22 protein-coding genes are annotated in these 21,536 nt (G+C 56.0%); 7 read left to right on the forward strand and 15 right to left on the reverse strand.

Annotated elements, in window-relative coordinates; all coding sequences use genetic code 11:
• Window positions 1–16: 16 nt before the first annotated feature.
• The 3 genes from ACR0D7_RS05725 to purB all read right to left on the reverse strand — a co-directional run bounded on the left by ACR0D7_RS05725 (window position 17) and on the right by purB (window position 3,397).
• Window positions 17–1,105 (reverse strand): flagellar motor switch protein FliG, encoded by a 1,089-nt coding sequence (locus tag ACR0D7_RS05725; protein WP_480678122.1) that lies wholly within the window; start codon window positions 1,103–1,105, stop codon window positions 17–19.
• A 68-nt stretch (window positions 1,106–1,173) separates the two neighbouring features.
• Complete coding sequence (locus ACR0D7_RS05730) at window positions 1,174–1,716, reverse strand: tetratricopeptide repeat protein (protein WP_480678123.1); 543 nt, start codon at window positions 1,714–1,716, stop codon at window positions 1,174–1,176.
• A gap of 376 nt (window positions 1,717–2,092) precedes the next feature.
• Entirely contained in the window at window positions 2,093–3,397 is a 1,305-nt protein-coding gene (gene purB, locus ACR0D7_RS05735) for an adenylosuccinate lyase (protein ID WP_480678124.1), read from the reverse strand.
• A gap of 76 nt (window positions 3,398–3,473) precedes the next feature.
• Between purB and ACR0D7_RS05740 the strand changes: the two genes are divergently transcribed.
• Both ACR0D7_RS05740 and ACR0D7_RS05745 read left to right on the forward strand, forming a co-directional pair.
• On the forward strand, window positions 3,474–3,818 hold the full coding sequence (locus tag ACR0D7_RS05740) for a hypothetical protein (protein ID WP_480678125.1): 345 nt from the start codon (window positions 3,474–3,476) through the stop codon (window positions 3,816–3,818).
• Between the two features lie 65 nt (window positions 3,819–3,883).
• Window positions 3,884–4,444, forward strand: a complete 561-nt coding sequence (locus ACR0D7_RS05745) for a hypothetical protein (RefSeq protein WP_480678126.1) — start codon at window positions 3,884–3,886, stop codon at window positions 4,442–4,444.
• 376 nt (window positions 4,445–4,820) lie between these two features.
• Here the strand turns inward: ACR0D7_RS05745 and ACR0D7_RS05750 are convergent, their stop codons facing one another.
• Window positions 4,821–6,035, reverse strand: coding sequence for a bifunctional alpha/beta hydrolase/OsmC family protein (locus tag ACR0D7_RS05750; RefSeq protein WP_170382717.1), 1,215 nt, complete (start codon window positions 6,033–6,035; stop codon window positions 4,821–4,823).
• 235 nt (window positions 6,036–6,270) lie between these two features.
• Here ACR0D7_RS05750 and ACR0D7_RS05755 point away from each other — a divergent pair, with 235 nt between their 5' ends.
• Window positions 6,271–6,462, forward strand: a complete 192-nt coding sequence (locus ACR0D7_RS05755) for a hypothetical protein (RefSeq protein WP_480678127.1) — start codon at window positions 6,271–6,273, stop codon at window positions 6,460–6,462.
• Here ACR0D7_RS05755 and dddP read toward each other — a convergent pair.
• Entirely contained in the window at window positions 6,459–7,799 is a 1,341-nt protein-coding gene (dddP, locus tag ACR0D7_RS05760) for a dimethylsulfonioproprionate lyase DddP (protein ID WP_480678128.1), read from the reverse strand. The genes ACR0D7_RS05755 and dddP overlap by 4 nt on opposite strands.
• A gap of 122 nt (window positions 7,800–7,921) precedes the next feature.
• Here dddP and ACR0D7_RS05765 point away from each other — a divergent pair, with 122 nt between their 5' ends.
• Window positions 7,922–8,662: a heme-dependent oxidative N-demethylase family protein gene (locus ACR0D7_RS05765; RefSeq protein ID WP_480678129.1), complete on the forward strand. Its 741-nt coding sequence runs from the start codon at window positions 7,922–7,924 to the stop codon at window positions 8,660–8,662.
• A 36-nt stretch (window positions 8,663–8,698) separates the two neighbouring features.
• Here ACR0D7_RS05765 and ACR0D7_RS05770 read toward each other — a convergent pair whose 3' ends face one another.
• The 5 genes from ACR0D7_RS05770 to ACR0D7_RS05790 form a co-directional block, all read right to left on the reverse strand.
• A complete protein-coding gene (locus ACR0D7_RS05770; protein WP_480678130.1) occupies window positions 8,699–9,613 on the reverse strand; it encodes a hypothetical protein in 915 nt (304 codons plus the stop codon).
• Window positions 9,614–9,812: 199 nt separating this feature from the next.
• The gene (locus tag ACR0D7_RS05775) at window positions 9,813–10,601 is read right to left on the reverse strand and encodes a lytic murein transglycosylase (protein ID WP_480678131.1); all 789 of its coding nucleotides are present in this window, start codon (window positions 10,599–10,601) and stop codon (window positions 9,813–9,815) included.
• 66 nt (window positions 10,602–10,667) lie between these two features.
• Window positions 10,668–11,312, reverse strand: coding sequence for an MSMEG_1061 family FMN-dependent PPOX-type flavoprotein (locus tag ACR0D7_RS05780; RefSeq protein ID WP_480678132.1), 645 nt, complete (start codon window positions 11,310–11,312; stop codon window positions 10,668–10,670).
• Between the two features lie 100 nt (window positions 11,313–11,412).
• Window positions 11,413–12,819: a type I glutamate--ammonia ligase gene (glnA, locus tag ACR0D7_RS05785; RefSeq protein ID WP_170382732.1), complete on the reverse strand. Its 1,407-nt coding sequence runs from the start codon at window positions 12,817–12,819 to the stop codon at window positions 11,413–11,415.
• 41 nt (window positions 12,820–12,860) lie between these two features.
• Window positions 12,861–13,199: a P-II family nitrogen regulator gene (locus tag ACR0D7_RS05790; protein ID WP_170325301.1), complete on the reverse strand. Its 339-nt coding sequence runs from the start codon at window positions 13,197–13,199 to the stop codon at window positions 12,861–12,863.
• Between the two features lie 169 nt (window positions 13,200–13,368).
• Between ACR0D7_RS05790 and ACR0D7_RS05795 the strand changes: the two genes are divergently transcribed.
• The 3 genes from ACR0D7_RS05795 to tig all read left to right on the forward strand — a co-directional run bounded on the left by ACR0D7_RS05795 (window position 13,369) and on the right by tig (window position 18,051).
• A complete protein-coding gene (locus ACR0D7_RS05795) occupies window positions 13,369–15,105 on the forward strand; it encodes an NAD(P)H-hydrate dehydratase (protein WP_480678133.1) in 1,737 nt (578 codons plus the stop codon).
• Window positions 15,106–15,410: 305 nt separating this feature from the next.
• The gene (locus ACR0D7_RS05800) at window positions 15,411–16,535 is read left to right on the forward strand and encodes a porin (protein WP_480678134.1); all 1,125 of its coding nucleotides are present in this window, start codon (window positions 15,411–15,413) and stop codon (window positions 16,533–16,535) included.
• Window positions 16,536–16,719: 184 nt separating this feature from the next.
• Window positions 16,720–18,051, forward strand: coding sequence for a trigger factor (gene tig / locus ACR0D7_RS05805; protein ID WP_480678135.1), 1,332 nt, complete (start codon window positions 16,720–16,722; stop codon window positions 18,049–18,051).
• A gap of 100 nt (window positions 18,052–18,151) precedes the next feature.
• Here tig and ACR0D7_RS05810 read toward each other — a convergent pair whose 3' ends face one another.
• From ACR0D7_RS05810 to rpsR, 5 genes are all read right to left on the reverse strand, one after another.
• Window positions 18,152–19,000 carry an acyl-homoserine-lactone synthase gene (locus ACR0D7_RS05810; protein WP_170382739.1) on the reverse strand — a complete coding sequence of 283 codons (849 nt, stop codon included), beginning with the start codon at window positions 18,998–19,000 and terminating at the stop codon, window positions 18,152–18,154.
• A 97-nt stretch (window positions 19,001–19,097) separates the two neighbouring features.
• On the reverse strand, window positions 19,098–19,799 hold the full coding sequence (locus ACR0D7_RS05815; RefSeq protein WP_170383193.1) for a LuxR family transcriptional regulator: 702 nt from the start codon (window positions 19,797–19,799) through the stop codon (window positions 19,098–19,100).
• 237 nt (window positions 19,800–20,036) lie between these two features.
• Window positions 20,037–20,513: a transglycosylase SLT domain-containing protein gene (locus tag ACR0D7_RS05820; RefSeq protein WP_480678136.1), complete on the reverse strand. Its 477-nt coding sequence runs from the start codon at window positions 20,511–20,513 to the stop codon at window positions 20,037–20,039.
• Between the two features lie 153 nt (window positions 20,514–20,666).
• Window positions 20,667–21,287 (reverse strand): 50S ribosomal protein L9, encoded by a 621-nt coding sequence (rplI, locus tag ACR0D7_RS05825; RefSeq protein WP_480678137.1) that lies wholly within the window; start codon window positions 21,285–21,287, stop codon window positions 20,667–20,669.
• Window positions 21,288–21,299: 12 nt separating this feature from the next.
• On the reverse strand, window positions 21,300–21,527 hold the full coding sequence (gene rpsR / locus ACR0D7_RS05830; RefSeq protein WP_005608650.1) for a 30S ribosomal protein S18: 228 nt from the start codon (window positions 21,525–21,527) through the stop codon (window positions 21,300–21,302).
• Window positions 21,528–21,536 lie beyond the last annotated feature (9 nt).

Raw genomic sequence — 21,536 nt, forward strand, 5'->3', positions numbered from 1 at the left:
GTCACGCCAATAGCATTTAGTCCTCAGTTTCTTCTGCGATCAGAGTGATCGCACCCTCGTCCTTCAGGGTTCGAATGGCACCTACAATTTGTGTCATTGCCGCTTCTGCTTCAGCTTGTTTGACCTTGCCGCGCTCGGCTATTTCTTCGCGTAGGTTGCCGGCCATTCTTGAAGACATATTGGCGAGCAAAAATTCAACTGTAGCTTGATCGTCTTCTGTTGCAGCTCCAGCCAGTGCGGTGACCAGATCAGCCTGATCCACACCCCGTAGAATTGCTGGTACATCGCGGGGTTGAAGGCGGGCCGGCACGTGGGCAAAAGTAAAGATCGAGCGGCGTACGACGCTGGCGAAATCTGAATCCTCTTCATCCAGAGCGGTCAGTAACCCATCACGTGTCGAGGCCGCCGATTGGTTCAATATCGCACCGACCCGTGCCCCGGGGCCGTCAGAAAAGGCTTGTGACGGTCGCTGGTCCAGTTGCGCCGCCAGCGACCAGCCGATGCGCTCGACCGCCTCGGGGGTAACATTGCCTGTTTTGGAAACGGCATAGGTAATCCGGCGTGCAATCGGGCCAGGTAGGTGCCCAAGCAGTTGCGCCGCTTTCGACGTTTCCAGCTTTGACAGTATCACGGCGGCAATCTCAGTACTCTCAGCCTGTGCCATCGCGGCCAGATCTTCGGCTGGGATTTCGCGCAGACGCTGCCAGGGATCACCGATCTGGCGTACCCCGGCGACCTTTCGCAATCGCGCTGCCGTGCCCGGGGCAATTTTGCCATCGACAACATCCAACGCACCGGCCAGCCCATGTGGGAAAGACAGGCCGACACTGTCCAGCGCCTCAGAGAATTCCTGCGCCACGGCCTCCAGCGTCACCCGGTCCACTAAACCCATCTGCCCCAGTTGGTGCGTCAACTTTTCCTGTAACTCGTCGGGGAGGTCTTCCAGCGGAATATCCGCACCCTCGTTCAACAAAAGGCGAACAACGACTGCGGCTTTCTGGCGGTTGCTTAGCGCACGCGGGACCACGCGCGGCGCTTCGTCTTTCTGATCGACGGCCGGAGTCGCACCCGATGCCACTTGTACCAATGTATTTATGTCCTGCATCTGCCCGCGGTGCCAAAATTGCGTTCCACAGACAGATTAGAGAGAGTCGGGTAAAGAAAGGCTGAACCTCAGTAGTTATAGGTCAGCCCGGTACGGATCGCCTCACGCAGAGATGCCTCGGCCCAGGTGCCTTCGCCGCCACGCGCCTTGATTTCGCGCCACTGTTCGATGGCAAGATCGGTTTTGCCTTCGGTGACAAAGCCTTGCCCCATATAGCTGCGGGCCAAGATGTTGTCGGGGTTGGTGGAAATGGCATCGTTGTAGAAGGCGTTTGCCAACTCAAGATCGCCCATTTTCCTGTAGGTAAAGCCCCAATAGGTCAGTACACGATCATCGTTCTGATCCATGATCCGAAGAATGTTCTGTGCGTTTTCGAGTTGACCATCATAGGCCAGTTCACGCACGGCATCGTACAACTCATCCTGGGTAAAATTTGTCTTGTTGGGTTTAACGCAACGACCTGCTTCTTCGTCGAAGACACGACCAAAGAGGCATTTCTTTGTCGTGTTCGTCGGCATTGGTGCAGAGCCGTCACCGCCGCCTGCAGCAAACGCGGCCGGTGCAATTACAAAGGCATGAAGGGCAATAGCTGAAACTAAAACGAGACGCATTTTCCTACTCCGTTCTTTGGGCTGCTCAGGTCAAGCATAGCGCGATTTGACAAAAAACTAACAACCGCAGTCTCGCTTTTATTCACAAGTAGGAGAACTTTTCTCAGCTATTGACGATTTTTGCGCAAGTTTGGGTCTCAGAGTCCCAATATGTTCCTGACGCGCAAGACTGGGTTTGCTTTGAATGGGCGCTGCATGCCAACGCCACGGATGCTGAACAGCAAAGAGCCAACGCGCAAAGGACGGTCCGGATCATGGTGTTTCTCCTGTTGGAAATACGTCGCTACTATAGCTGATTTCGGTCCGTCTGGCAAAACAACAAGGCCCGGAACGCGTCACGCGAACCGGGCCTTGGTACTGTTTGATCTGTTCGGATTTAGTCGCCGAACACACGGGAGAAGATCGTATCGACGTGCTTGGTGTGGTAGCCGAGGTCGAATTTCTCTTCGATCTCTTCAGGGCTCAGCGCAGCGGTGACATCGGCGTCGGCCAGCAATTCCTCTTTGAAATCGGTGCGGTGTTCCCAGACTTTCAACGCGTTGCGCTGAACCATGGCATAGGCATCTTCGCGGCTGACACCTGCTTGGGTCAGCGCCAGCAGAACCCGCTGGCTCATCACGAGGCCCGGGAATTTGTTCATGTTCTCAAGCATGTTCTCGGGGAAGATCAACATTTTGTCGACCACGCCGGTCAGGCGGGCCAGTGCGAAATCCAGCGTAATGGTGGCATCCGGGCCGATCATGCGTTCGACCGAAGAGTGCGAAATATCACGCTCGTGCCACAACGCCACGTTTTCCATCGCCGGGATCACAGCCGCGCGTACCATGCGGGCCAGACCGGTCAGGTTTTCGGTCAGGACCGGGTTTTTCTTGTGCGGCATGGCCGACGAGCCCTTTTGACCCATCGAGAAAAACTCGGCCCCTTCCAGCACCTCGGTCCGCTGCATGTGGCGGATTTCGATGGCGATGTTTTCGATGCTGCTGGCGATGACGCCCAGTGTCGCAAAGAACGCGGCGTGACGGTCGCGGGGGATGACCTGCGTGCTGATCGGCTCGGGCACCAGGCCCAGCTGGTCGCAGACATGTTCCTCGACGCGCGGGTCGATATTGGCAAAGGTGCCAACCGCGCCGCTGATCGCACCGGTGGCGATCTCGGCACGGGCGTCTCGCATGCGGGACAGGTTACGGTCCATTTCGGCGTAGAAACGGGCAAAGGTCAGGCCCATTGTGGTGGGTTCGGCGTGGATGCCGTGGCTGCGGCCGATGCGGACGGTATTTTTGTGTTCAATCGCTCGACGCTTCAGGGCGGCCAGCAGACCTTCGAGGTCGGTGATCAACAAGTCGGCGGCACGGGTCAGTTGCACGTTGAGGCAAGTGTCCAGTACGTCCGAGCTGGTCATGCCCTGATGCACAAAGCGGGCCTCTTCGCTGCCGACATGTTCGGCCAAGTGGGTCAGGAAGGCGATGACGTCATGCTTGGTGACGGCTTCGATCTCGTCAATGCGGGCTACGTCGAATTCCACGTCCTTGGCCTTCCACACGGCCTCGGCATTCTCTCGCGGGATCACACCCAGATCGGCCATTGCGTCACAGGCATGAGCCTCGATCTCGTACCAGATGCGGAACTTGGTCTCGGGCGACCAGATGGCAACCATATCGGGGCGGGAATAACGTGGAATCATTGGCGGCGAGACCTTTTTGTGATTGGGATAGGACGTTGGCGCGGGGTTTAAACCCAGCGGCACAAGGGAACAAGGCGTGAGTGATGGTATGAGACGGTTTGCCCTGATTTTCACCCTTTGGCCGTGTTTTCTGACGGCGCAAGAGTTTCGCACGCTAACAGGAGACGAGATTCTGTCGGCATTGTCTGGTCAGAAATTGGATTACGGAAATGGCGTCTGGCAGACCTTCGATAAGGCAATGTTGACCCATTATTCAGCGGGCGGACACAGTACAGGCCGCTGGGCGGTAAGAGATGATAGGTATTGTTCGCTCTGGCCGCCGTCCGATCTGTGGGCTTGCTATGACGTGCACCAAAACGGTGACGTTATCCGGTTTGTCGATGAAAATGGCGCCACAACCGATGGGAAGCTTGCAGATTAAGGTGCTGGACAAAACAGGTCGGCAGAGTCCAATCTGTCGTAGTGAAATCATTAGGTTATTGAGATATGCGTATTCCAATTGGTTCGGCACTGGCCGTATGCGCGGCCTTGTGGCTCGGGGTCGTAACTCCAGCGTCGGCGGATACTCCGATCACTTATTCAGATTCAGGGCGCGGGTTATTCAGCTTTGCAGTGCCCGACTTCTGGGTCGTGCGCACAGGCGGCCCGCGCGAGATTGAAGATACTGAACTGGGTGATCTTCGCGCGGTTGCGCGTGTTATGGCTATACGGCCTGTGACCGATGACAATGTCTGGATGGGGTTTGTGTCACCTGCGGGGGTCGCCTCGATCGAAGGTGGGCTGCGTTACCTTGAAGATATAGACAAGTTTCTCGTCGAAGATCCTGTGGTTTCAAGCACTTCGAACACCCGTATTGGCGGATTGCCCGCGCGGGTTATCCGGGGCACCGGTAACCGCGACGGGCGTGGCATCAACTTTACCGCCACCGTTGTCGACCTGCCAAACGGTCGCGTAGCTGTTGTCGTGGCTATCCTGCGCAACGGTGCCGATCCGGCCTACGTCGACGAACTGAACGCCGTTTTCGCGTCGTTCCGGGCCTTGCAGTAAGGAGTGGCGGAGATGATCAGTAAACGCATCAAACGTGTTGTCCTTGCGCTAAGTCTTGGCGCGGCAGGTTTCACATTGTCTGCCTGCGATGGCACTTCGGTCGGGGTTCGCTATGGGTACGGTTACGACCCTTTCTATGACTCGATGCTGTGGAACGACTATTATCGATGGGGTGGAAGCGTCAACCGACCACCGAAGCCGAAACCACCCGAGGGAAAACCTCCGCCGCGGCCAACTCCGCCGATCGCCAAACCACCGCCGCGACCGACGCCGCCGATCGCCAAGCCGCCTGCACGTCCGCCAGTCGCACGGCCACCCGCGGCAAGGCCTCCGATCCATCGTCCGGCTCCACGAGCGCGCAGATAGCCTCAGAGGGTCAGGCCAACAATTCGGTGCTAATATGGGCTGACCCCTCCAACGTTCTATGAACGGGGCATTTATCTGCGATCTCAAGCAGGCGCGCCCGCTGTTCCTGAGACAATGGTCCTTCCAAGCGGATTTTGCGCCGGAATTGGTCGATCTTGCCGTCCCCCGCCAGACCGGCATCTTGCCCGTGCACCTTGTTGTGGCAGACATCAACCGTGATGCCCTTCAGGGGCCACCGTTTGCGTCGTGCGTACATGCGGATTGTCATCGACGTACAGGCGCCCAAACCCGATGAAACGAACCCGTAAGGCGACATACCTTGGTCAGTGCCGCCGTAAGACTCGGGCTCGTCCGCCACGGTGTGATGCTTCGGACCGGACTGGATATCCTGCAAAAAGCCTGAAGGATCAACCTCGGTCACGCGTACCACACCTTCGGGCGCGCCCGGTGGCGGCGCGGGAGGGCAAAGCGTGACGTACCTTTTTACCCACGCGGCAATAACGTCCGCTGCATATTCGGCATCAGAAGCGCGAGTAATCAAGTGGTCGGCATCGTCCAGTGTGACAAAGCTTTTGGGGTGTTTGGCAGCAAGGAAAATAGAGCTGGCATTGTCGATGCTGACTGTTTCATCGCGGGGTGCGTGCAGGATCAATAACGCGGCCTTTAGATCAGAAATGGAAGTGGTCAGCGCTGTTTCCGAAATGTCATCCACGAATGCCTTGCCAATGCGGAAGGGGCGACCACCTAGCATAACCTCGGCTGAACCGTCCTGTTGGATTTGAGGTAAGGCGTCTTCGAAATGATGAGACACATGCCCAGGATCCGCTGGTGCGCCCAATGTGACGACAGCCTTGACGCTTGGGATTCCCGCTCGGGCACGCAGAACGGCCGCACCACCAAGAGAGTGACCTATCAGCAGGGCAGGGGCCATGTTGCGTCCGGCCAGATAATGCGAGGCAGCTATCAAGTCCTCGACATTCGAGGTGAAGGTGGTATTGGCAAATTCACCGCCTGAATGCCCCAGCCCTGTGAAGTCAAAGCGCAAAACCGCAATGCCCATCGCCGCCAGGCGCGCAGCGATACGGCGGGCGGCTGGAATATCCTTGGAACAGGTGAAACAGTGGGCAAACAAGGCTGTTGCCAGCACCGGCCCATCCGGTAGATCAAGGCGCGCAGCCAATTGGTTGCCGTCGTGACCGGCAAAAGTAATGCGTTCGGTGGGCATGACACTTCCTTACGTATCGGGATGGGACTAATACTGTGTGCTTCGGTCGGGGGGCTCAACCCCATTGTAAGAAGCGTCACGGGAAGGTGAGTAAAATGAAGCCTTTTCGAGGCAGGCTACACGGATTAAGTGACTTCACGTTTTGTGATGATTGGTTAATCAAATATTCGTTTTAATAATCTTATACGCGTGCCTATCTTGCGGCTATCACACAAAGCCAGCCAAGGAGGCACACATGGCACATATCGCATCCGCCCCGCGTGGCATCGTTTTTCGCCCCGATCTTCTGGTCGTCGTCGCCCTGACCGGTATTCTTGGGTTTACACTGGGGCAGAGCTGGCCAGCGGCGACCTCGACCACTGCCGAGACCGCGCTGTCGCCTGAAGACTGGCACGGTAATGTGCGGCGTTCGCCCTGGCCGGACTAATGCCCCATCAGTTGAGGGTCGAACGGGTAGGTGGTCAGGTTTTCGTACCCGTCCTCGGTGATCAGAACCTGATCTTCCAGTTTGATCGAGAAGTCGCCCCCAACTTCGCCCACCGCGGCTTCGACACATAAGACCATGCCGGGCTCAAGCGGATAGTCGTACGAGCCCGCCACAGCCTTGTCAGGATAAGCGACCAGAGGCCATTCATCACACAGACCAACGCCGTGCATCAGGCAGCCGTATTTCTGCGCCTGGAACTTGTCGTCCAGCTTGTGGGCACTGGCCGTCAATTCGGGGATCATCACACCGGGTTTCAGCATCTCCATATTGGTCATGATATGTTCATGCGCGTGCTGCATGGCGTAGACCATGTCGGGGCGGGGCTGCTTGTCCCCAATCCACCAAGTGCGTGAGATGTCTATACAAATGCCGTAGGACCCGATCAGGTCGGTGTCGAAGGCGATGATCTCGTTTTTTTGCGTGATGCGTGGCCCACATTCCTGAAACCAGGGATTGGTGCGCTGGCCGGAAGCCAGCAGGCGGGTTTCAATCCATTCCCCCCCGCGTCGAATGTTTTCGGCATGCAGAACGGCCCAGATGTCGTCCTCGGATGTCTTGCCGTCACCTACATTGGCGCGGGCGAATTTCTCCATCTCGGCCACGGCAGTTTCACAGGCGTGATTGGCGCAACGCATGGCCAGAATCTCATCAGGGCCCTTGATGGCGCGGGTCTTTTCGGTGACCTCTTCGCCTTCCATGATTTCAAACCCCTGCGCTTCCAAAGCGCGCAGGCCATGCAGCATGATCTTGTCGACGGCCAAACGTTTGTTGCCGCCGCCATGGGCGTCGATCAGCGCGCGAACTTCGTTCGAGAACACATCGGCCTGTACATCCACTTTGTCGCCGCGGTCGAAATAGAACAGGTCGGCGCCTGAGCGTTGTTCGCGCACCAGAGGGTTGAACTTCGAAAGAAAAGGCGAGTTTTTGTAGTCCCAGATCACCATGTAACCATCAGCGCAAAGCAGCACGGCACGGAAGGGGTTATGGGTGTTCCACAACTGCATATTGGTGCTGTCGGTAGCATAGCGAATGTTCAGTGGGTCAAACATCAGCAGCCCACCATACCCGCGATCAACTATTGCCTTGGTCAGGCGCTTCCAACGATATTCTCGCATCCGGGTCAGATCGGGCAAGGCTAGTCCAGCCGCTTCCCATTCGGCAAAGGCCAGTTGCGTCGGACCTATCTCGATCCGGTCATTCTCGTTGGGGGTGCCGTCGCCAAGAGTCGCGCCCTTGGTCGGGTCGATCTTGCGGCTGTCGCGGTAATGCTGGTTCATTGGCGCCTCCCTGCCTGATTTTGCAGCGTGGAGAATCATTTCCCAAGCGTCTTTAAAGTTTGCGACCGCGTGCCGGTCGCTTTTTGACCGACAACCGGGCGAGCAGGTGGTAGGTCCGACATATGACGATCCTTCAGACATCAATTCCCTATGATCCGCTGTCGCCACGGCCTTTGCCGGGCATTCAGCCGGGCAGCATGGAAAATTGGTTGCATTGTGATGAGGCATTTGCCGGCCAAATGCTAAGACGCGCGGCTCTGTTGGCGGATCGAAAGAAGGATGTTCTGGCACTGGACCCAAGTGCCGAACCAGCCGCGCAAGAGCTTTTGGATTTAGTCCTGCAACACGCCTATCCAGAGTGTTCGGATCACGTTACACGCCCAGACGGGCAGATTGTTGAGGTCAACCGATCCCAGCCCATGGAGACGCTGTGCCAATTGGTACAAGAGGATTTCTGTATCCTTCAAAAGGAAGGGGGCGAGCACGTTCTCACGGGCGCAATCTTGTGCTTTCCCGCCAGTTGGCGCTTGTCGGAAAAGTTCATGCGCCCCCTGATCGACATTCACGGGCCGGTGGCCAGCTATGATGAAAGCATTGCCCGCAGAGTGCAGCGCTTGTTCGACGGGATTCAGCCGGGGCGGCCCCTGTGGCGGTTCAACGCGCTTTGGTATGAAGACCCTGAACTGTTTCAACCCCGCAGTGCCAGTGAACCACGTGATGCCAAAGCCCCTGGGGCCGCGCCTTACATGCGCAGCGAGCGGCAAACATTGTTGCGCCTTCCACGCACACGAGCCGTGGTCTTTTCGATCCATACTTATGTGGTTGAGGCTAAACGCCTGCACAAAATGGAAAACCCCGCCTGATGGCGGGGCCTCCAAGGAGGGTCTTCTGGTTTAGTGCTAAATGCCCAACGCGTTGGCGACACCGGCGATTGCTCCGCTTGTGCTGAGAGCGGAGATTGCGACGGAGTAGGCAAGAACTTGAGTGTTGAGGCGAAAGTCTTCACCCTTGATCAGGTTAACTGCGGCGAGGGAAGCCGCGATGGGAACCGACACGCTGGCCACGGCACCGGTCAATCCCCATGTGGTTAGTCGCAGGATATCGCTGGGCCTGTCGTGGTCGAGGGGGGGCGTGTCTTCATCCCCATCAGTGGGCTGCTCGAATGGTTCTGTCCGAAATGCGATGTTGAGCAATTGCTCATCCGACAGCTGGATCGGCCGGGCTGCTGGTTTCAGCGCCTTTTTTTGTGGCTCTTCCGGGTAGTCTTCATCAATTATATTCAGCCCCGCGAACGGGCCTGATACTGCCTCAAAAATCTGTTTCCTGTTTCGTGGCTTGGATGGCGCCAAAGTATCAAAGGCGCTCATGAATTGTTCGATTGTCAGAACCGTGTTCGACGATAGCCATTCCACGCGCTGCGTCACGCAGATATCGACCATTCGATATAGAATAACCACCAGCATAAGTTCAGATATCTCGCTGTCATCAAGCAGCGCAGACACAGGCGTGATGGTGATAGTCAATCGATTTTGCGGTAGGGTCACGATGGGTCTGTGGGCTGTTTTTAGCCCCACCGCGCGATCAAGGCGTTCGAAGCGATCCACGGTTTCTGCAACCTGCGTATCCAAAGTCAGTCGAACCAGATACTGGCTGGACACTATGCTGGCCTCTGTCGCGCTTAACTCGTTCTTGCGCTCGACCAAATGGCCATAGTCTTCCAACGTCGCCGCGACGATCGAGCTGAAGCGTTCGATCGAGCCTTCGGTCTCACCGTTGAATTGAAGACCACCATGATAGCTGTGCTTCGGAGACACGGCACATTCCTTTGTCACATCCTGCCTTGAGAAACAGGTTAACAACGGAAATGGGACAGATTTTGGCGAAAATGGAAAAAAATTAGAAAACGCCTGGATTGATTACTCATTGGAAACCTAGGCATTTTAGGGGCCGTTTGATGTCTGTGGCAACAATGTGGCTGGATTGAGGAAGGCGCAGTTTAGTTTGTGGCAAAGGTCAGCCGTCGATTCGCGCTGCCATGATCGCGATGGATTGCTGGTAGACAGAGGCCGCGTTCCATTTCTGGATCACCTCAAAGTTGGGCTGCCCCGGTTGATAGCCGCGCCCCGGTTTCCACCCTTTCTGGCGCAGAAAATTGGCTGTTGAGGCCAGCGCGTCGGTCATATTGTAGAAATCGATCCAACCGTCGCCTGTAGCATCGACGCCATAGGTCAGCGCGTTGCCCGGCAGGAACTGAGTGTGCCCCAATTCGCCATGCTTCGCCCCTTTGGTGGCCGTCGTAATGCTGCCTTGATCGACCAGTTTGAGTGCTCCGATAGCATGCGGAATAAAGAACTCGGATCGGCGACAATCATAGGCGAGCGTCGTGATTGCTGAAACAACCTGACTGTCGCCCATAAAATTCCCAAAGCCCGTTTCCATTCCGTGAATAGCGATAAGCACGCCGCTAGGGACACCATATTGGCGTTCCAACGCGGCGTAGAACTGTGGGTTGCGGGCTTTGCGCTTGCGCCCCTGAGCAACGATAGTGTCAGCGCCGCGGATCTGCATGAATTTGTCCAGCGAGTATTTGAAGCTTTTTTGATTGCGGTCTGCTGTAATGGTACGGGTGGCGTATTGGCTTTGGGCCAGTGCCTGCAGCCCTTTTTTCTTTACGCCTGCGCGCTTGGCCTGTTTTGCAAAATCCTGTTTCCAGGCATCAAAGCCATTGCTGGTGTTACCACAGGGCGCTGCAGCCGCGTAGGAGGGCAGGGCCAGAACGAACAAAAGTACAAATCGAAGCATCGACAAAATCCAGGTCACTAAAATGCTGAGAAAAGGGTACGCTGCATTTCCTTATCAGCAAAGGCGTTAATACAGGTCTAGTTCGTCCGTGCCTTTTAGGGTTTCGAACCACTCCTCGGGTGTTTTGTTGATCTTGGCATGCTTGACCATCATTGCGTTCATGTTGGGCAGGTCCGACGAATCCGGCCAAGCTTCGGGTTTCCAAAGGTTCGAACGAATGACGCATTTGGGGCAGTGGGCAAAAACCGTCTCGATATGAACTAATAGAGACAGTTTGGGGGCGTGGTCGTTGACCGCCATGCTTTCAAGCAACTTTGGATCCTTGCTGATGCGCGCCGATCCTCGAATGCGCAGCGTTTCCATTTTGCCGGGAACGAAGAAAATCAGGCTTACGCGCGGGTCCCGCAGGACATTGTGAAACGTGTCCACGCGCTTGTTGCCGGGGCGGTCTGGGATTGCGATCAGTGCATCCGACAGCACTTGTACGAAACCCTCGGGATCACCGCGAGGGGAGATGTCCAGATGGCCTTCGGGGTTGGCCGATGCAATCAGGCAAAACGTGGACTTGGCGATAAAGTCGCGGCACATCTGATCCAGCGCCGATAGCTCTTTGGCGATGATCTGGGGTAGGGGCGCGCCGGTTATCTGCTCAAGCTCTTCGGTCGAAGTTACAAAGTCGGTGTAATTGGAAAAGGGGTTATCTGAAGGCATACGATCGCTCCTGGCCGGGTGACCCGAGTGTGAAAGATCGTGCGGAATGAAACAAGGGCGCCCAAATGGACGCCCTTGCCATAGTGACTCTGCAACCGGATTAGCAGCTGTAGTACATGCCGTATTCAACCGGGTGCGGGGTGTGCTCGTAGGTTTCGACTTCTTCCATCTTCAGTGCGATGTAGCCGTCGATCTGGTCCTTGGTGAACACGTCGCCCTGCAGCAGGAAGTCGTGATCCGATGCCAGAGCTTCCAGAGCTTCGCGCAAGCTGCCGCAGACGGTCGGGATATCGGCCAGTTCTTCGGCAGGCAGATCGTACAGGTTCTTGTCCATGGCTTCGCCCGGATCGATCTTGTTCTTGATGCCGTCCAGACCAGCCATGAGCAGTGCGGCAAATGCCAGGTAGGGGTTCGCAGCTGGGTCAGGGAAGCGAGCTTCAACGCGCTTGGCTTTCGGGCTTTCAGTCCACGGAATACGAACACAACCCGAGCGGTTGCGGGCCGAGTAGGCGCGCAGAACAGGAGCTTCAAAGCCCGGGATCAGACGCTTGTAACTGTTGGTCGCCGGGTTGGTGAAGGCGTTCAGCGTTTTGGCGTGCTTCAGGATGCCGCCGATGAAGTACAGCGCTTCGTCCGACAGGTCTGCGTATTTGTCGCCAGCGAACAGAGGCTTGCCGTCTTTCCAGATCGACATGTTCACGTGCATGCCGGTGCCGTTGTCGCCATAGATCGGTTTCGGCATGAACGTGGCCGATTTGCCGTAGGCATGCGCGACGTTGTGGATGACGTACTTGTATTTCTGCAGTTCGTCGGCTTGCTTGGTCAGGCTGTCAAAGATCAGGCCCAACTCGTGCTGACACGAGGCAACCTCGTGGTGGTGCTTGTCCACCTTCATGCCCAGACGCTTCATGGTCGACAGCATTTCGGAGCGCAGGTCTTGCGCTTCGTCGATCGGGTTGACCGGGAAGTAGCCACCCTTGACGCCGGGACGGTGGCCCATGTTGCCCATCTCGTATTCGGTATCGGTGTTCCAAGATGCGTCGGTTGCATCAACTTCGAAGGATACCTTGTTGATAGTGTTCGAGAAACGCACATCATCAAACAGGAAGAATTCAGCTTCTGGGCCCATGTAGGCCACATCACCGATGCCCGACGATTTCAGGTAGGCTTCGGCCTTCTGCGCGGTGCCGCGCGGGTCACGGCCATAGGCTTCGCCGGTGTCGGGCTCGACAATCGAGCAGTGCAGGCATAGCGTTTTTTCGGCATAGAAGGGATCGATATATGCTGACGTGGTGTCGGCGATCAGTTTCATGTCCGAGTTTTCGATCGACTTCCAGCCTGCGATTGAGGAACCGTCGAACATGAAGCCTTCTTCAAGGAAGTCTTCGTCGACCAGATCCACGTCCACAGTCACGTGCTGCAGTTTGCCACGCACGTCGGTGAAACGGATATCAACATACGCGACGTCTTCATCGCGGAGTGTTTTGAGAACTGCTTCTGCGCTCATTCCCTTTGTCCTTCTGGTAGATGTTTCAGTATTCAGTTAATTTACAGCGCTTCAGAACCGGTCTCGCCGGTCCGAATGCGAATGGCTTGTTCAACGGGCGAGACAAAGATCTTGCCGTCGCCGATTTTGTCGGTCTTTGCGGCGGAAACGATCGCCTCGATGGCGGCGTCGACCTGATCGTCATCCAGCACAACCTCGACCTTAACCTTTGGCAAAAAGTCGACCACGTATTCCGCACCGCGATAGAGTTCCGTATGGCCTTTTTGACGCCCAAACCCCTTGACCTCGATCACACTGAGACCCTGAACACCTACGTCTTGCAGCGCCTCTTTCACTTCGTCCAGTTTGAACGGTTTGATGATCGCTTCGATCTTCTTCATCACTGGCTCCCTATAGCACTTGTCACGATGGGACTGATCACGTCTAAGATCGGTGGGCAATCCGATTGCGAAAATGACCGTGCAGAGGTGCGGAGAAAATAGGCGGCAGGTGAATTTTTGAACGACTTGCTTAAAAAGTAATCAGAATTGAATCGCCGAGGGATTTGAGATGACGGAATTGCTGACAGCCGCGCAGATGCGCGCCATCGAACAGGCCGCGATTGACGCCGGTGAGGTGACAGGCCTTGAGCTGATGGAGCGAGCCGGGCGGGGTGTTGTCAAAGCGATATTCGAAGAATGGCCGGAGTTGGAGAAAACCTCTGGTCGGGCCGTGGTATTGTGTGGGCCGGGGAACAACGGCGGTGATGGTTTTGTTGTTGCTCGGCTGCTGAAAGAGCAGAACTGGGAGGTCGAAGTTTTTCTTTACGGCGATCCGGAAAAGCTGCCGCCGGATGCGCGGGTGAATTACGATTGGTGGCTGGGTTTAGGGGAGGTTGTGCCGCTGACTGAACAGGACATGCTAAAGAGTGGTTCTGCCGACCTTTACGTTGACGCTCTGTTCGGGACGGGACTGAAACGCGGTTTGGAAGGTGAGCTGTTTAAGGTCGTTCGGCATCTTTCTGGTGTGAACGGGGACCATTACGCCGACCGTATGGTCAGCATTGACGCCCCATCCGGCTTGTGTTTGGACAGCGGACGTGTGCTGCATCAAGAACCTATGAACCTATGGCCTCGCGAGTTTTTGGACAGTGCTCCTGAAGAGATGCGGAACAAGGTTGTCCGTGCGGGCGGCGCGCGTGCTTTGCACGACCGTTTTGCGTGGTTGACTGTTTGTTTCGACAGCCCAAAGCCCGGGCATTTCCTGGCGCAAGGGCCGGATTTGTGTGGCAAGCTTGTTGTGAAAGACATCGGCATTTCCATGCAGCGTTGCCGCTTTAACGGTGAACCTTATGACAGCGCTTTCACATTTGGCCCCACTTCTTTTCGCGGGGGGAGCCGCCCTGCCTTTCTGACCCTTGCCGAGCCACCGGGTCGTGTGAAGGACGAGCGAACATGGGGTGGGTTGCCACTCTATCGCTTGCCCAAGTTCAAACAGCATCACAAGTTCACTCACGGCCATGCCCTCATCCTTTCAGGCTGCTCCTCGAAAACCGGTGCAGCGCGGTTGGCGGCGCGGGGTGCTTTGCGCGTTGGATCTGGTTTGGTGACATTGGGGGTGCCTCTATCCGCCCAGATGGAAGTCGCATCGCAGGTGACCGCCGTCATGATGCAGAGAGTTGAGGGCGCTGATGATTTGTCCGAGGTGCTTTTAGATGAACGGCTGAATACGCTGTGTCTTGGCCCCGGATTGGGGCTGGAGCGCGCACGGGAGTTGGCGCCGGTTGTTCTGGACGCAAAACGCGCAACGGTGTTGGATGCGGATGCGCTGACGGCTTTTGCGGATGATCCCTCAGCATTGTTTGCTCAATTGCACGAAAAATGTGTTTTAACGCCGCATGGGGGCGAGTTTGCGCGGCTGTTTCCGGATATTGCCGAAAAGCTCGCGGCTATACCAACCAAAGGGCCAGCCTATTCCAAGGTTGATGCAGCGCGAGATGCGGCCAAACGGGCAGGCTGTGTGATCCTGTTCAAGGGGCCGGACACTGTGATCGCCGCACCGGACGGTCGTTGCTCGATCAATGCGGCGGTGTATGAGCGCGCGGCTCCTTGGTTGGCGACGGCTGGATCCGGCGATGTGCTGGCGGGGTTCATTACCGGGCTGATGGCTCGGGGGTTTGAGCCCATGCAAGCTGCTGAAACGGCGGCTTGGCTGCATGTTGAGTGTGCGCGCAGTTTTGGGCCCGGTTTGATTGCCGAAGATCTGCCCGATCAACTGCCTAAAGTCTTAAAACAACTGAATATATGATTGTTTAGGCGGGAATTGGCCGATCGACAGAGTCGTCGGCAGCAATTGGCCGACCGCTTTGACATGGTATCAAAGCGAGTGTTTGCCAGATGCATGGCTGAACGTCAGAATCCTCTTGGAGGGGGCCTCCAGCTGCGGTTACACCGCAGGTAATTCTTTGATTCAGATAGGAATTAATTCCAGCTTTTCGCGGACCGCGTGGCAAGCATGCAATAGTTCGAAAGTATCAATGCAGGTTGCTGGAACCTTAGTAACATGTGCGCGATGTAGGGTTACTGATAGCCGGAATTTTCAAGGTGAGTGAAATGACCCAGAAACTAAAATTGTCTTCGATAGCTGCGGTTCTGGCCGCAACGACGGCAATTCCTGCCGCGGCAGAGTTGAAATACGAAAACAACAGTGGCGGCTATGTCCTGTTGTACGGACAGTTGCACCCGGCCCTGATTTCAGTGGATGACGGCGAGGAAACGGATACCCGCGTTCTGGACAACGACCTGTCGAACAGCCGGGTCGGACTGCGCTTGATGCAACCCTATGGTGCAAACGAATTTACTTTCCGGTTTGAAACCGCGTTGGGCCTGCCGAATTCGACAGAATGGAACCAGGATGGCACTGATTTCAGCGGTTGGACGCGGGAAGACCTTCGCCATGTCGATTTCGCACTGAAGGGGAACTATGGTAAGTTTTCGGCTGGTCAGGGCAGCATGGTTTCCGACGGGGCGGCTGAAACCGACCTCTCTTATGTGGGTACCACTCTGTATTCATTCACGAATGACGAAAACTCGGCCTTCTTCTACCGAGGCACAGATGGAATCCTGAGCGATATCACTGTCGGCGCCTCGAGCAGCAACCTAGATGGGTCTCGCCGTGGACGAATTCGTTATGATACGCCGGACTTTAATGGGTTTTCAGCGGGTATTGCCTATGGTGAGAACATTCTGTCCAGCAGTGATGATGATACCTATTACGACATAGGCGTTTTCTACAAAAACACCTTTGCGGGCGGCATCGAATTCGCTGCAAGTGTTGCCTATGCGGTTCGCGACTATGATGACATATCGGGCGAGAGAAAAGACACTCTCGGGTCAGCCTCGGTTCTGTTCCCCAGTGGGTTCAGCTTTACCGCCGCCGCGGGTACGCGCGATGACACCGCCACCGACGCCAGCGATCCAAATTACTGGTATGCAAAGCTTGCATATGAAGATGACTGGGTATCTTGGGGCAAGACCGGCATCGGGATTGACTATTTCGACGGCTCGGATTTCGACACTGACGGTTCAAGCACCGAAGCTTGGGGGATAGCAGTGGTGCAGAAATTCGAGTCGATCAACACGGACGCGTATCTGAAGTACCGTAACCATGACTTCGATGACGGCACCTCGTTCGACAACAACGAGGCTTGGGTATTGGGTGCACGTTGGAAGTTCTGATCTGACCCTGTTTGTTTCAAAGACGCCCCGGTTCTTTCCGGGGCGTTTTTTTGTTCAAATCGACGGCAAAACAAGGCTGATCGGGGCATTGCCCCTTGCACGCAGGCGGCTGGGCAAATAGAAGGCGTCAAATTTGCCCGGCGCGCCCTTTTTGCGCGCCCCGAATCCTATGGGGACTACCATAATGCAGGTTACCGAGACGCTGAACGAAGGTCTGAAACGCGGCTACAACATCGTCGTATCCGCGGCTGAGCTGGACGACAAAGTGAATGAAAAACTGGTCGAAGCGCAGCCTGAAATCGAGATGAAGGGTTTCCGTAAAGGCAAGGTGCCGATGGCGCTGCTGAAAAAGCAGTTTGGTCAGCGCCTGCTGGGCGAAGCGATGCAGGAAAGCATCGACGGCGCCATGAGCAAGCACTTTGAAGACAGCGGTGAGCGTCCGGCGCTGCAGCCCGAAGTCAAGATGACCAACGAAGATTGGAAAGAAGGCGACGACGTCGAGGTAGCGATGTCCTATGAGGCGCTGCCTGAGATTCCGGAAGTCGACCTGAAGTCGGTCGAACTGGAGAAACTGGTCGTCAAAGCCGACGACGCAGCCGTGGAAGAAGCGCTGCAAAGCCTGGCCGAAACCGCGCAGGATTTCAAAGCGCGTCGCAAGGGCTCCAAGGCAAAAGATGGCGATCAGGTTGTTATCAACTTTGTGGGTAAGGTTGACGGCGAAGAATTCGAAGGCGGTTCAGCCGAAGACTATCCGCTGGTTCTGGGGTCCAACAGCTTCATTCCCGGCTTCGAAGAGCAACTGGTTGGCGTGAAAGTCGAGGAAGAAAAAGACGTCAACGTCACCTTCCCCGAGGAATACGGCGCTGAGCATCTGGCCGGTAAAGATGCTGTCTTCACGTGCACCGTGAAAGAAGTGAAAGAGCCCGTCGCTGCCGAGATCAACGACGAGCTGGCAACCAAATTTGGCGCCGAGGATCTGGAAGCGCTGAAAGGCCAGATCGCCGAGCGTCTGGAGGCCGAGTACACTGGTGCGTCGCGCGCGGTCATGAAGCGTGCTCTGCTGGACATTCTGGACGAGAAGGTTTCCTTCGACCTTCCGCCGTCGCTGGTTGAAGCTGAAGCCAAGCAGATATCACACCAGCTGTGGCACGAAGAAAACCCGGAAGTGGAAGGCCACGACCACGGTGAGATCGAGCCGACCGACGAGCACAACAAGCTGGCCGAACGCCGTGTGCGCCTGGGCCTGCTGCTGGCCGAGTTGGGTCAGAAGGCCGAGGTGGAAGTCACCGATGCCGAGATGACCCAGGCGATCATGAACCAGGCGCGTCAGTACCCGGGTCAGGAACGTCAGTTCTTTGAATTCGTGCAGCAGAACGCTCAGATGCAGCAGCAGTTGCGCGCGCCGATCTTCGAAGACAAGGTCATCGACTACATCGTCGAACTGGCTCAGGTCGCGGACAAGGAAGTCAGCAAAGACGACCTGCAGAAAGCCGTTGAGGCACTGGACGAGGAGTAATCCTCGTCTGCCCATCCTACGGAATGGGTTTAAAAAAGCGGAGCCGCCTGTAAATCAGACGGCTCCGGTGGGTGGCTTTTGTACTTATGAGGTGAGGGGGTCAGGCCTCATGAGCAAAAGCACGGGGGGTACTTAGCAGAGCAAACTTCTGCTCTGGCGTGAAACGATCTGAGAGCGCTTCGATCAGTTTCAGAACGGCCTCGACTTCGTGTTTCGTTCTTGCCGAATGCATCTGTTCGACAAAGTAGCTTTCCAGCCCAGTCAGCGGTTGGTGATTGGAATTCGCTGGCTTGGCGGTGTTGCTTCGGGCGAAGCGTGCTACTGCCTGTTCGTCGGTCAGAAAGACATCATGCTCGATGCCCGCATACTCGCGGATGCCGGAGATCCTTTCTTCTGAACAATCCATCATCGCAGCCATTGCGACCACTTTGCCCATAGGTTTGGCCGTGCCAAGATAGTCGTACGGCGCGTTGCCCGAGCGTTGCAGGACGCGGTTCATGACTGGGTCGATCACAGCGATAGAATCCAGCACACCCGCAGTTTTGGCGTACTCGAACGAGCCGATCATCACTTCGCTGGTGACATATGAGACCGAGTTCTTGCCACGACCGCGGCCAAGCTTTTTCGTGTCGACGCAGAACCGGGTGGCTTCCCACACCTGTGTGCTGCGCAGCGGTGGTTCGCCATCCAAAATCGAGTTGAAGACGTCCGCAAGCATATGTGGGCCTGTCGTTTGCAACAGGCGCATGCATCCGACGACTTCCCCATCATCGTCGATGCTGACCACATGTGTCGGATTAAGGTCGTCGAACATGTCGCGTTCGCGCCCGTCCTTGATATTGACTTCCCAGCCCAACCGATCTCCGAACACGCGCGCGCGGAGCTTGAACATCTCGTCTAGGACATCACTAAATTTATGTTGGTTGATACCATCAATTACGATGATCATATCCATCCCCCTGCAGTCTGGTTACCGTGAACTCAAAGTTAACCAAGTTGTGATCAGGGGCTATTGGGGGTATCCCGTATTTTTGCGGTTTTTTTGCTTATCCAGGTGCGATTATGCCCAAGCCGATGGCTCGGCCTATGGCTTGAGGCGTGGTTAACGCACCCAGCTTTTCGCGACCGGATCGCATGTGAACCTCAACGGTTCGGTGGGAGATGGATAGGATGTCTCCGATATCCTGCTGAGATTTTCCAACGGCTACCCATTGCAGGATTTCTTTTTCGCGCGTGGAAAGCGCTGGTAAGTACAGGGCCTTGGAAAGAAGGCCGGATTGCATGACTGTGTCGTGTGCCTGGACAGCTGCCAGCTGAAGGTCGCCCATGACGTTTTTCTTCAGCTTCTCCCATTCGGCATCTGAACAATCCCGGGTGACGTTCAGCAAGCCGCATTCACCGTATGGGCCACGGACGGGAACAGTTAAACCGCGTGAAGTAATCCCAAAATCATGGGCATCCCGAAAGACGGAGTTGAACTTTTCATCCTGATCGAACCGTGCCCAATCCACGGGCGCGATGCTGAGTGCAGACTTGTACAAGGTTGGGTCAAAGTGATGAAAGCCCTGGCTACCATAGTGGATTTTCCATTCGTCCGGGTAGTTGGCGTAGCCTTGAACATCCCCTTTGACCGGGTTCATGGTCGCGTAAGAGGCATAATCAAAACCCAACTCCTCACATACGGAGTTTATGATGTCTGCAGCCGACTTCTCCTCGTGGTCGATTGCGGCCAAGTCTATGAGTTTCACCTGTCCAACCTTTGCAGCGACGCCCATCATCCCCACGAGCGCCAAGTCTGTACTTCCTAAGGTCTACGTTGCGTCAACCTATGGGGTAACTACAAGGGAATAGTTCGTTTCGTACAGGCACAATGCGTTCTTCAAGCAACAAAAGTACCCGACACATGCCGATGTCGGCAATAATCCACCTATCCTGAAGCGGTTTCTTGTCTGAAATCGAGTGTCATGTCGCGATTTGCCAGAGATCTATTGTGGTTCCAGTCCGGTTTCGACCAGCATACCTTGGGCCTTGGCTTCGGGATAATACCCCTTGGCATACAGAAAAATGGCTCTTTGCTGATCACCGTCCGACAACAACCACGCGCCACGCAGATACTTGCCAGCAAATTCCAGGTTTGTATCCGCGTCCAGCAACCCCTGTGCGTTACCGGAGTACCCCATGGAGCGAGCCGTCGCGGGCAGAATTTGCAGCAGGCCGTAATAGGGCCGGTTCACAGCCCACGGGCGGTGCGTGCTTTCCCGGATCGCCAGCTTGTGCACAAGTTCGCGCGGCAGTTCGTAGTGATCCGCCCACTTGTTAATCGACGCCCTTAGCTCAGGGGTTTCATTAGGGTATAGAGGTGGATCGAACGCATCCTGTGTGGGTGTCTCGGGGCCGCCGCAGGCAGCTATGGGGATGGAAAGCAGCATGGCGAGTACGCTGCGGCGCAAGATAGATATCATCTGTGTACTCCGAATTTCAGGGCGCGATGATAGAAAGCAACGCACCAGCTGCAAGCATAGGGCTGGAATCTGGCTGAATTTTGCCGGTCTAGTGCAGGCATGAAAAAAGGCCGCACAACTGGTGCGGCCTTCTTGTTCGTTAGTTGAGCCGGATCAGGCTTTGGCTTCGTCTTCTTCAGCCGGGGCTTCTTCAGCAACCAGATCGTCATCATCCGAAGCAGCGGAACCGATATCGTCAAACAGCTCGGCGATTTCGAATTCAGCGGCGGCTTCTTCTTCAGCAGCCAGTTCCTGGATCGACTTGCCCGACGCCTGCAGCTCGGCTTCTTCTTCCGAGCGAGCGACGTTCATTTTGATCTCGACTTCAACCTCGGGGTGCAGCTTAACCGCCAGAGAGTGCAGGCCCAGTTCCTTGATCGGAGCGATCAGAACGACCTGTTTCTTATCGACGGTGAAACCTGCTTCGGTTGCGGCCTCTGCGGCGTCACGCGGGGTGACCGAGCCGTACAGAGCGCCGGCATCCGATGCCGAGCGAATCACGATGAACTGCTGACCGTCCAGCTTTTCAGCCAGTGCTTCAGCTTCTTTCTTGGTTTCCAAGTTGCGGGCCTCAAGCTGCGCTTTCTGGGCTTCGAACGACGCGATGTTGGCGTCCGATGCGCTCAGTGCTTTGCCCTGGGGCAGCAGGAAGTTGCGGGCGTAGCCAGACTTGACGTCAACGACGTCGCCCATCTGACCCAGTTTCGCAACGCGTTCCAGCAGGATAACTTGCATGTCAGTCTCTCCTTACTTCACGGCGTAGGGCAGCAGGGCGAGGAAGCGGGCGCGCTTGATAGCACGGGCCAGTTCACGCTGCTTTTTCGCCGAAACGGCGGTGATGCGCGAAGGTACGATCTTGCCGCGCTCAGAGATGTAGCGCTGCAGCAGACGAGTGTCTTTGTAGTCGATTTTCGGCGCGTTCTCACCCGAGAACGGGCAGACCTTGCGGCGGCGGAAAAATGGTTTTGCGGCCATGGTTTATGT

The sequence above is a fragment of the Ruegeria sp. BB7 genome (assembly GCF_056539365.1).

What these genes read in the sequence shown, in the direction of transcription:
- ACR0D7_RS05725 (WP_480678122.1), bottom strand. Translation starts at nt 1,105, where the DNA reads ATGCAGGACATAAATACATTGGTACAAGTGGCATCGGGTGCGACTCCG.
- ACR0D7_RS05730 (WP_480678123.1), bottom strand. Translation starts at nt 1,716, where the DNA reads ATGCGTCTCGTTTTAGTTTCAGCTATTGCCCTTCATGCCTTTGTAATT.
- purB (WP_480678124.1), bottom strand. Translation starts at nt 3,397, where the DNA reads ATGATTCCACGTTATTCCCGCCCCGATATGGTTGCCATCTGGTCGCCC.
- ACR0D7_RS05745 (WP_480678126.1), top strand. Translation starts at nt 3,884, where the DNA reads ATGCGTATTCCAATTGGTTCGGCACTGGCCGTATGCGCGGCCTTGTGG.
- ACR0D7_RS05750 (WP_170382717.1), bottom strand. Translation starts at nt 6,035, where the DNA reads ATGCCCACCGAACGCATTACTTTTGCCGGTCACGACGGCAACCAATTG.
- ACR0D7_RS05755 (WP_480678127.1), top strand. Translation starts at nt 6,271, where the DNA reads ATGGCACATATCGCATCCGCCCCGCGTGGCATCGTTTTTCGCCCCGAT.
- dddP (WP_480678128.1), bottom strand. Translation starts at nt 7,799, where the DNA reads ATGAACCAGCATTACCGCGACAGCCGCAAGATCGACCCGACCAAGGGC.
- ACR0D7_RS05765 (WP_480678129.1), top strand. Translation starts at nt 7,922, where the DNA reads ATGACGATCCTTCAGACATCAATTCCCTATGATCCGCTGTCGCCACGG.
- ACR0D7_RS05775 (WP_480678131.1), bottom strand. Translation starts at nt 10,601, where the DNA reads ATGCTTCGATTTGTACTTTTGTTCGTTCTGGCCCTGCCCTCCTACGCG.
- ACR0D7_RS05780 (WP_480678132.1), bottom strand. Translation starts at nt 11,312, where the DNA reads ATGCCTTCAGATAACCCCTTTTCCAATTACACCGACTTTGTAACTTCG.
- glnA (WP_170382732.1), bottom strand. Translation starts at nt 12,819, where the DNA reads ATGAGCGCAGAAGCAGTTCTCAAAACACTCCGCGATGAAGACGTCGCG.
- ACR0D7_RS05790 (WP_170325301.1), bottom strand. Translation starts at nt 13,199, where the DNA reads ATGAAGAAGATCGAAGCGATCATCAAACCGTTCAAACTGGACGAAGTG.
- ACR0D7_RS05795 (WP_480678133.1), top strand. Translation starts at nt 13,369, where the DNA reads ATGACGGAATTGCTGACAGCCGCGCAGATGCGCGCCATCGAACAGGCC.
- ACR0D7_RS05800 (WP_480678134.1), top strand. Translation starts at nt 15,411, where the DNA reads ATGACCCAGAAACTAAAATTGTCTTCGATAGCTGCGGTTCTGGCCGCA.
- tig (WP_480678135.1), top strand. Translation starts at nt 16,720, where the DNA reads ATGCAGGTTACCGAGACGCTGAACGAAGGTCTGAAACGCGGCTACAAC.
- ACR0D7_RS05810 (WP_170382739.1), bottom strand. Translation starts at nt 19,000, where the DNA reads ATGATCATCGTAATTGATGGTATCAACCAACATAAATTTAGTGATGTC.
- ACR0D7_RS05820 (WP_480678136.1), bottom strand. Translation starts at nt 20,513, where the DNA reads ATGATATCTATCTTGCGCCGCAGCGTACTCGCCATGCTGCTTTCCATC.
- rplI (WP_480678137.1), bottom strand. Translation starts at nt 21,287, where the DNA reads ATGCAAGTTATCCTGCTGGAACGCGTTGCGAAACTGGGTCAGATGGGC.
- rpsR (WP_005608650.1), bottom strand. Translation starts at nt 21,527, where the DNA reads ATGGCCGCAAAACCATTTTTCCGCCGCCGCAAGGTCTGCCCGTTCTCG.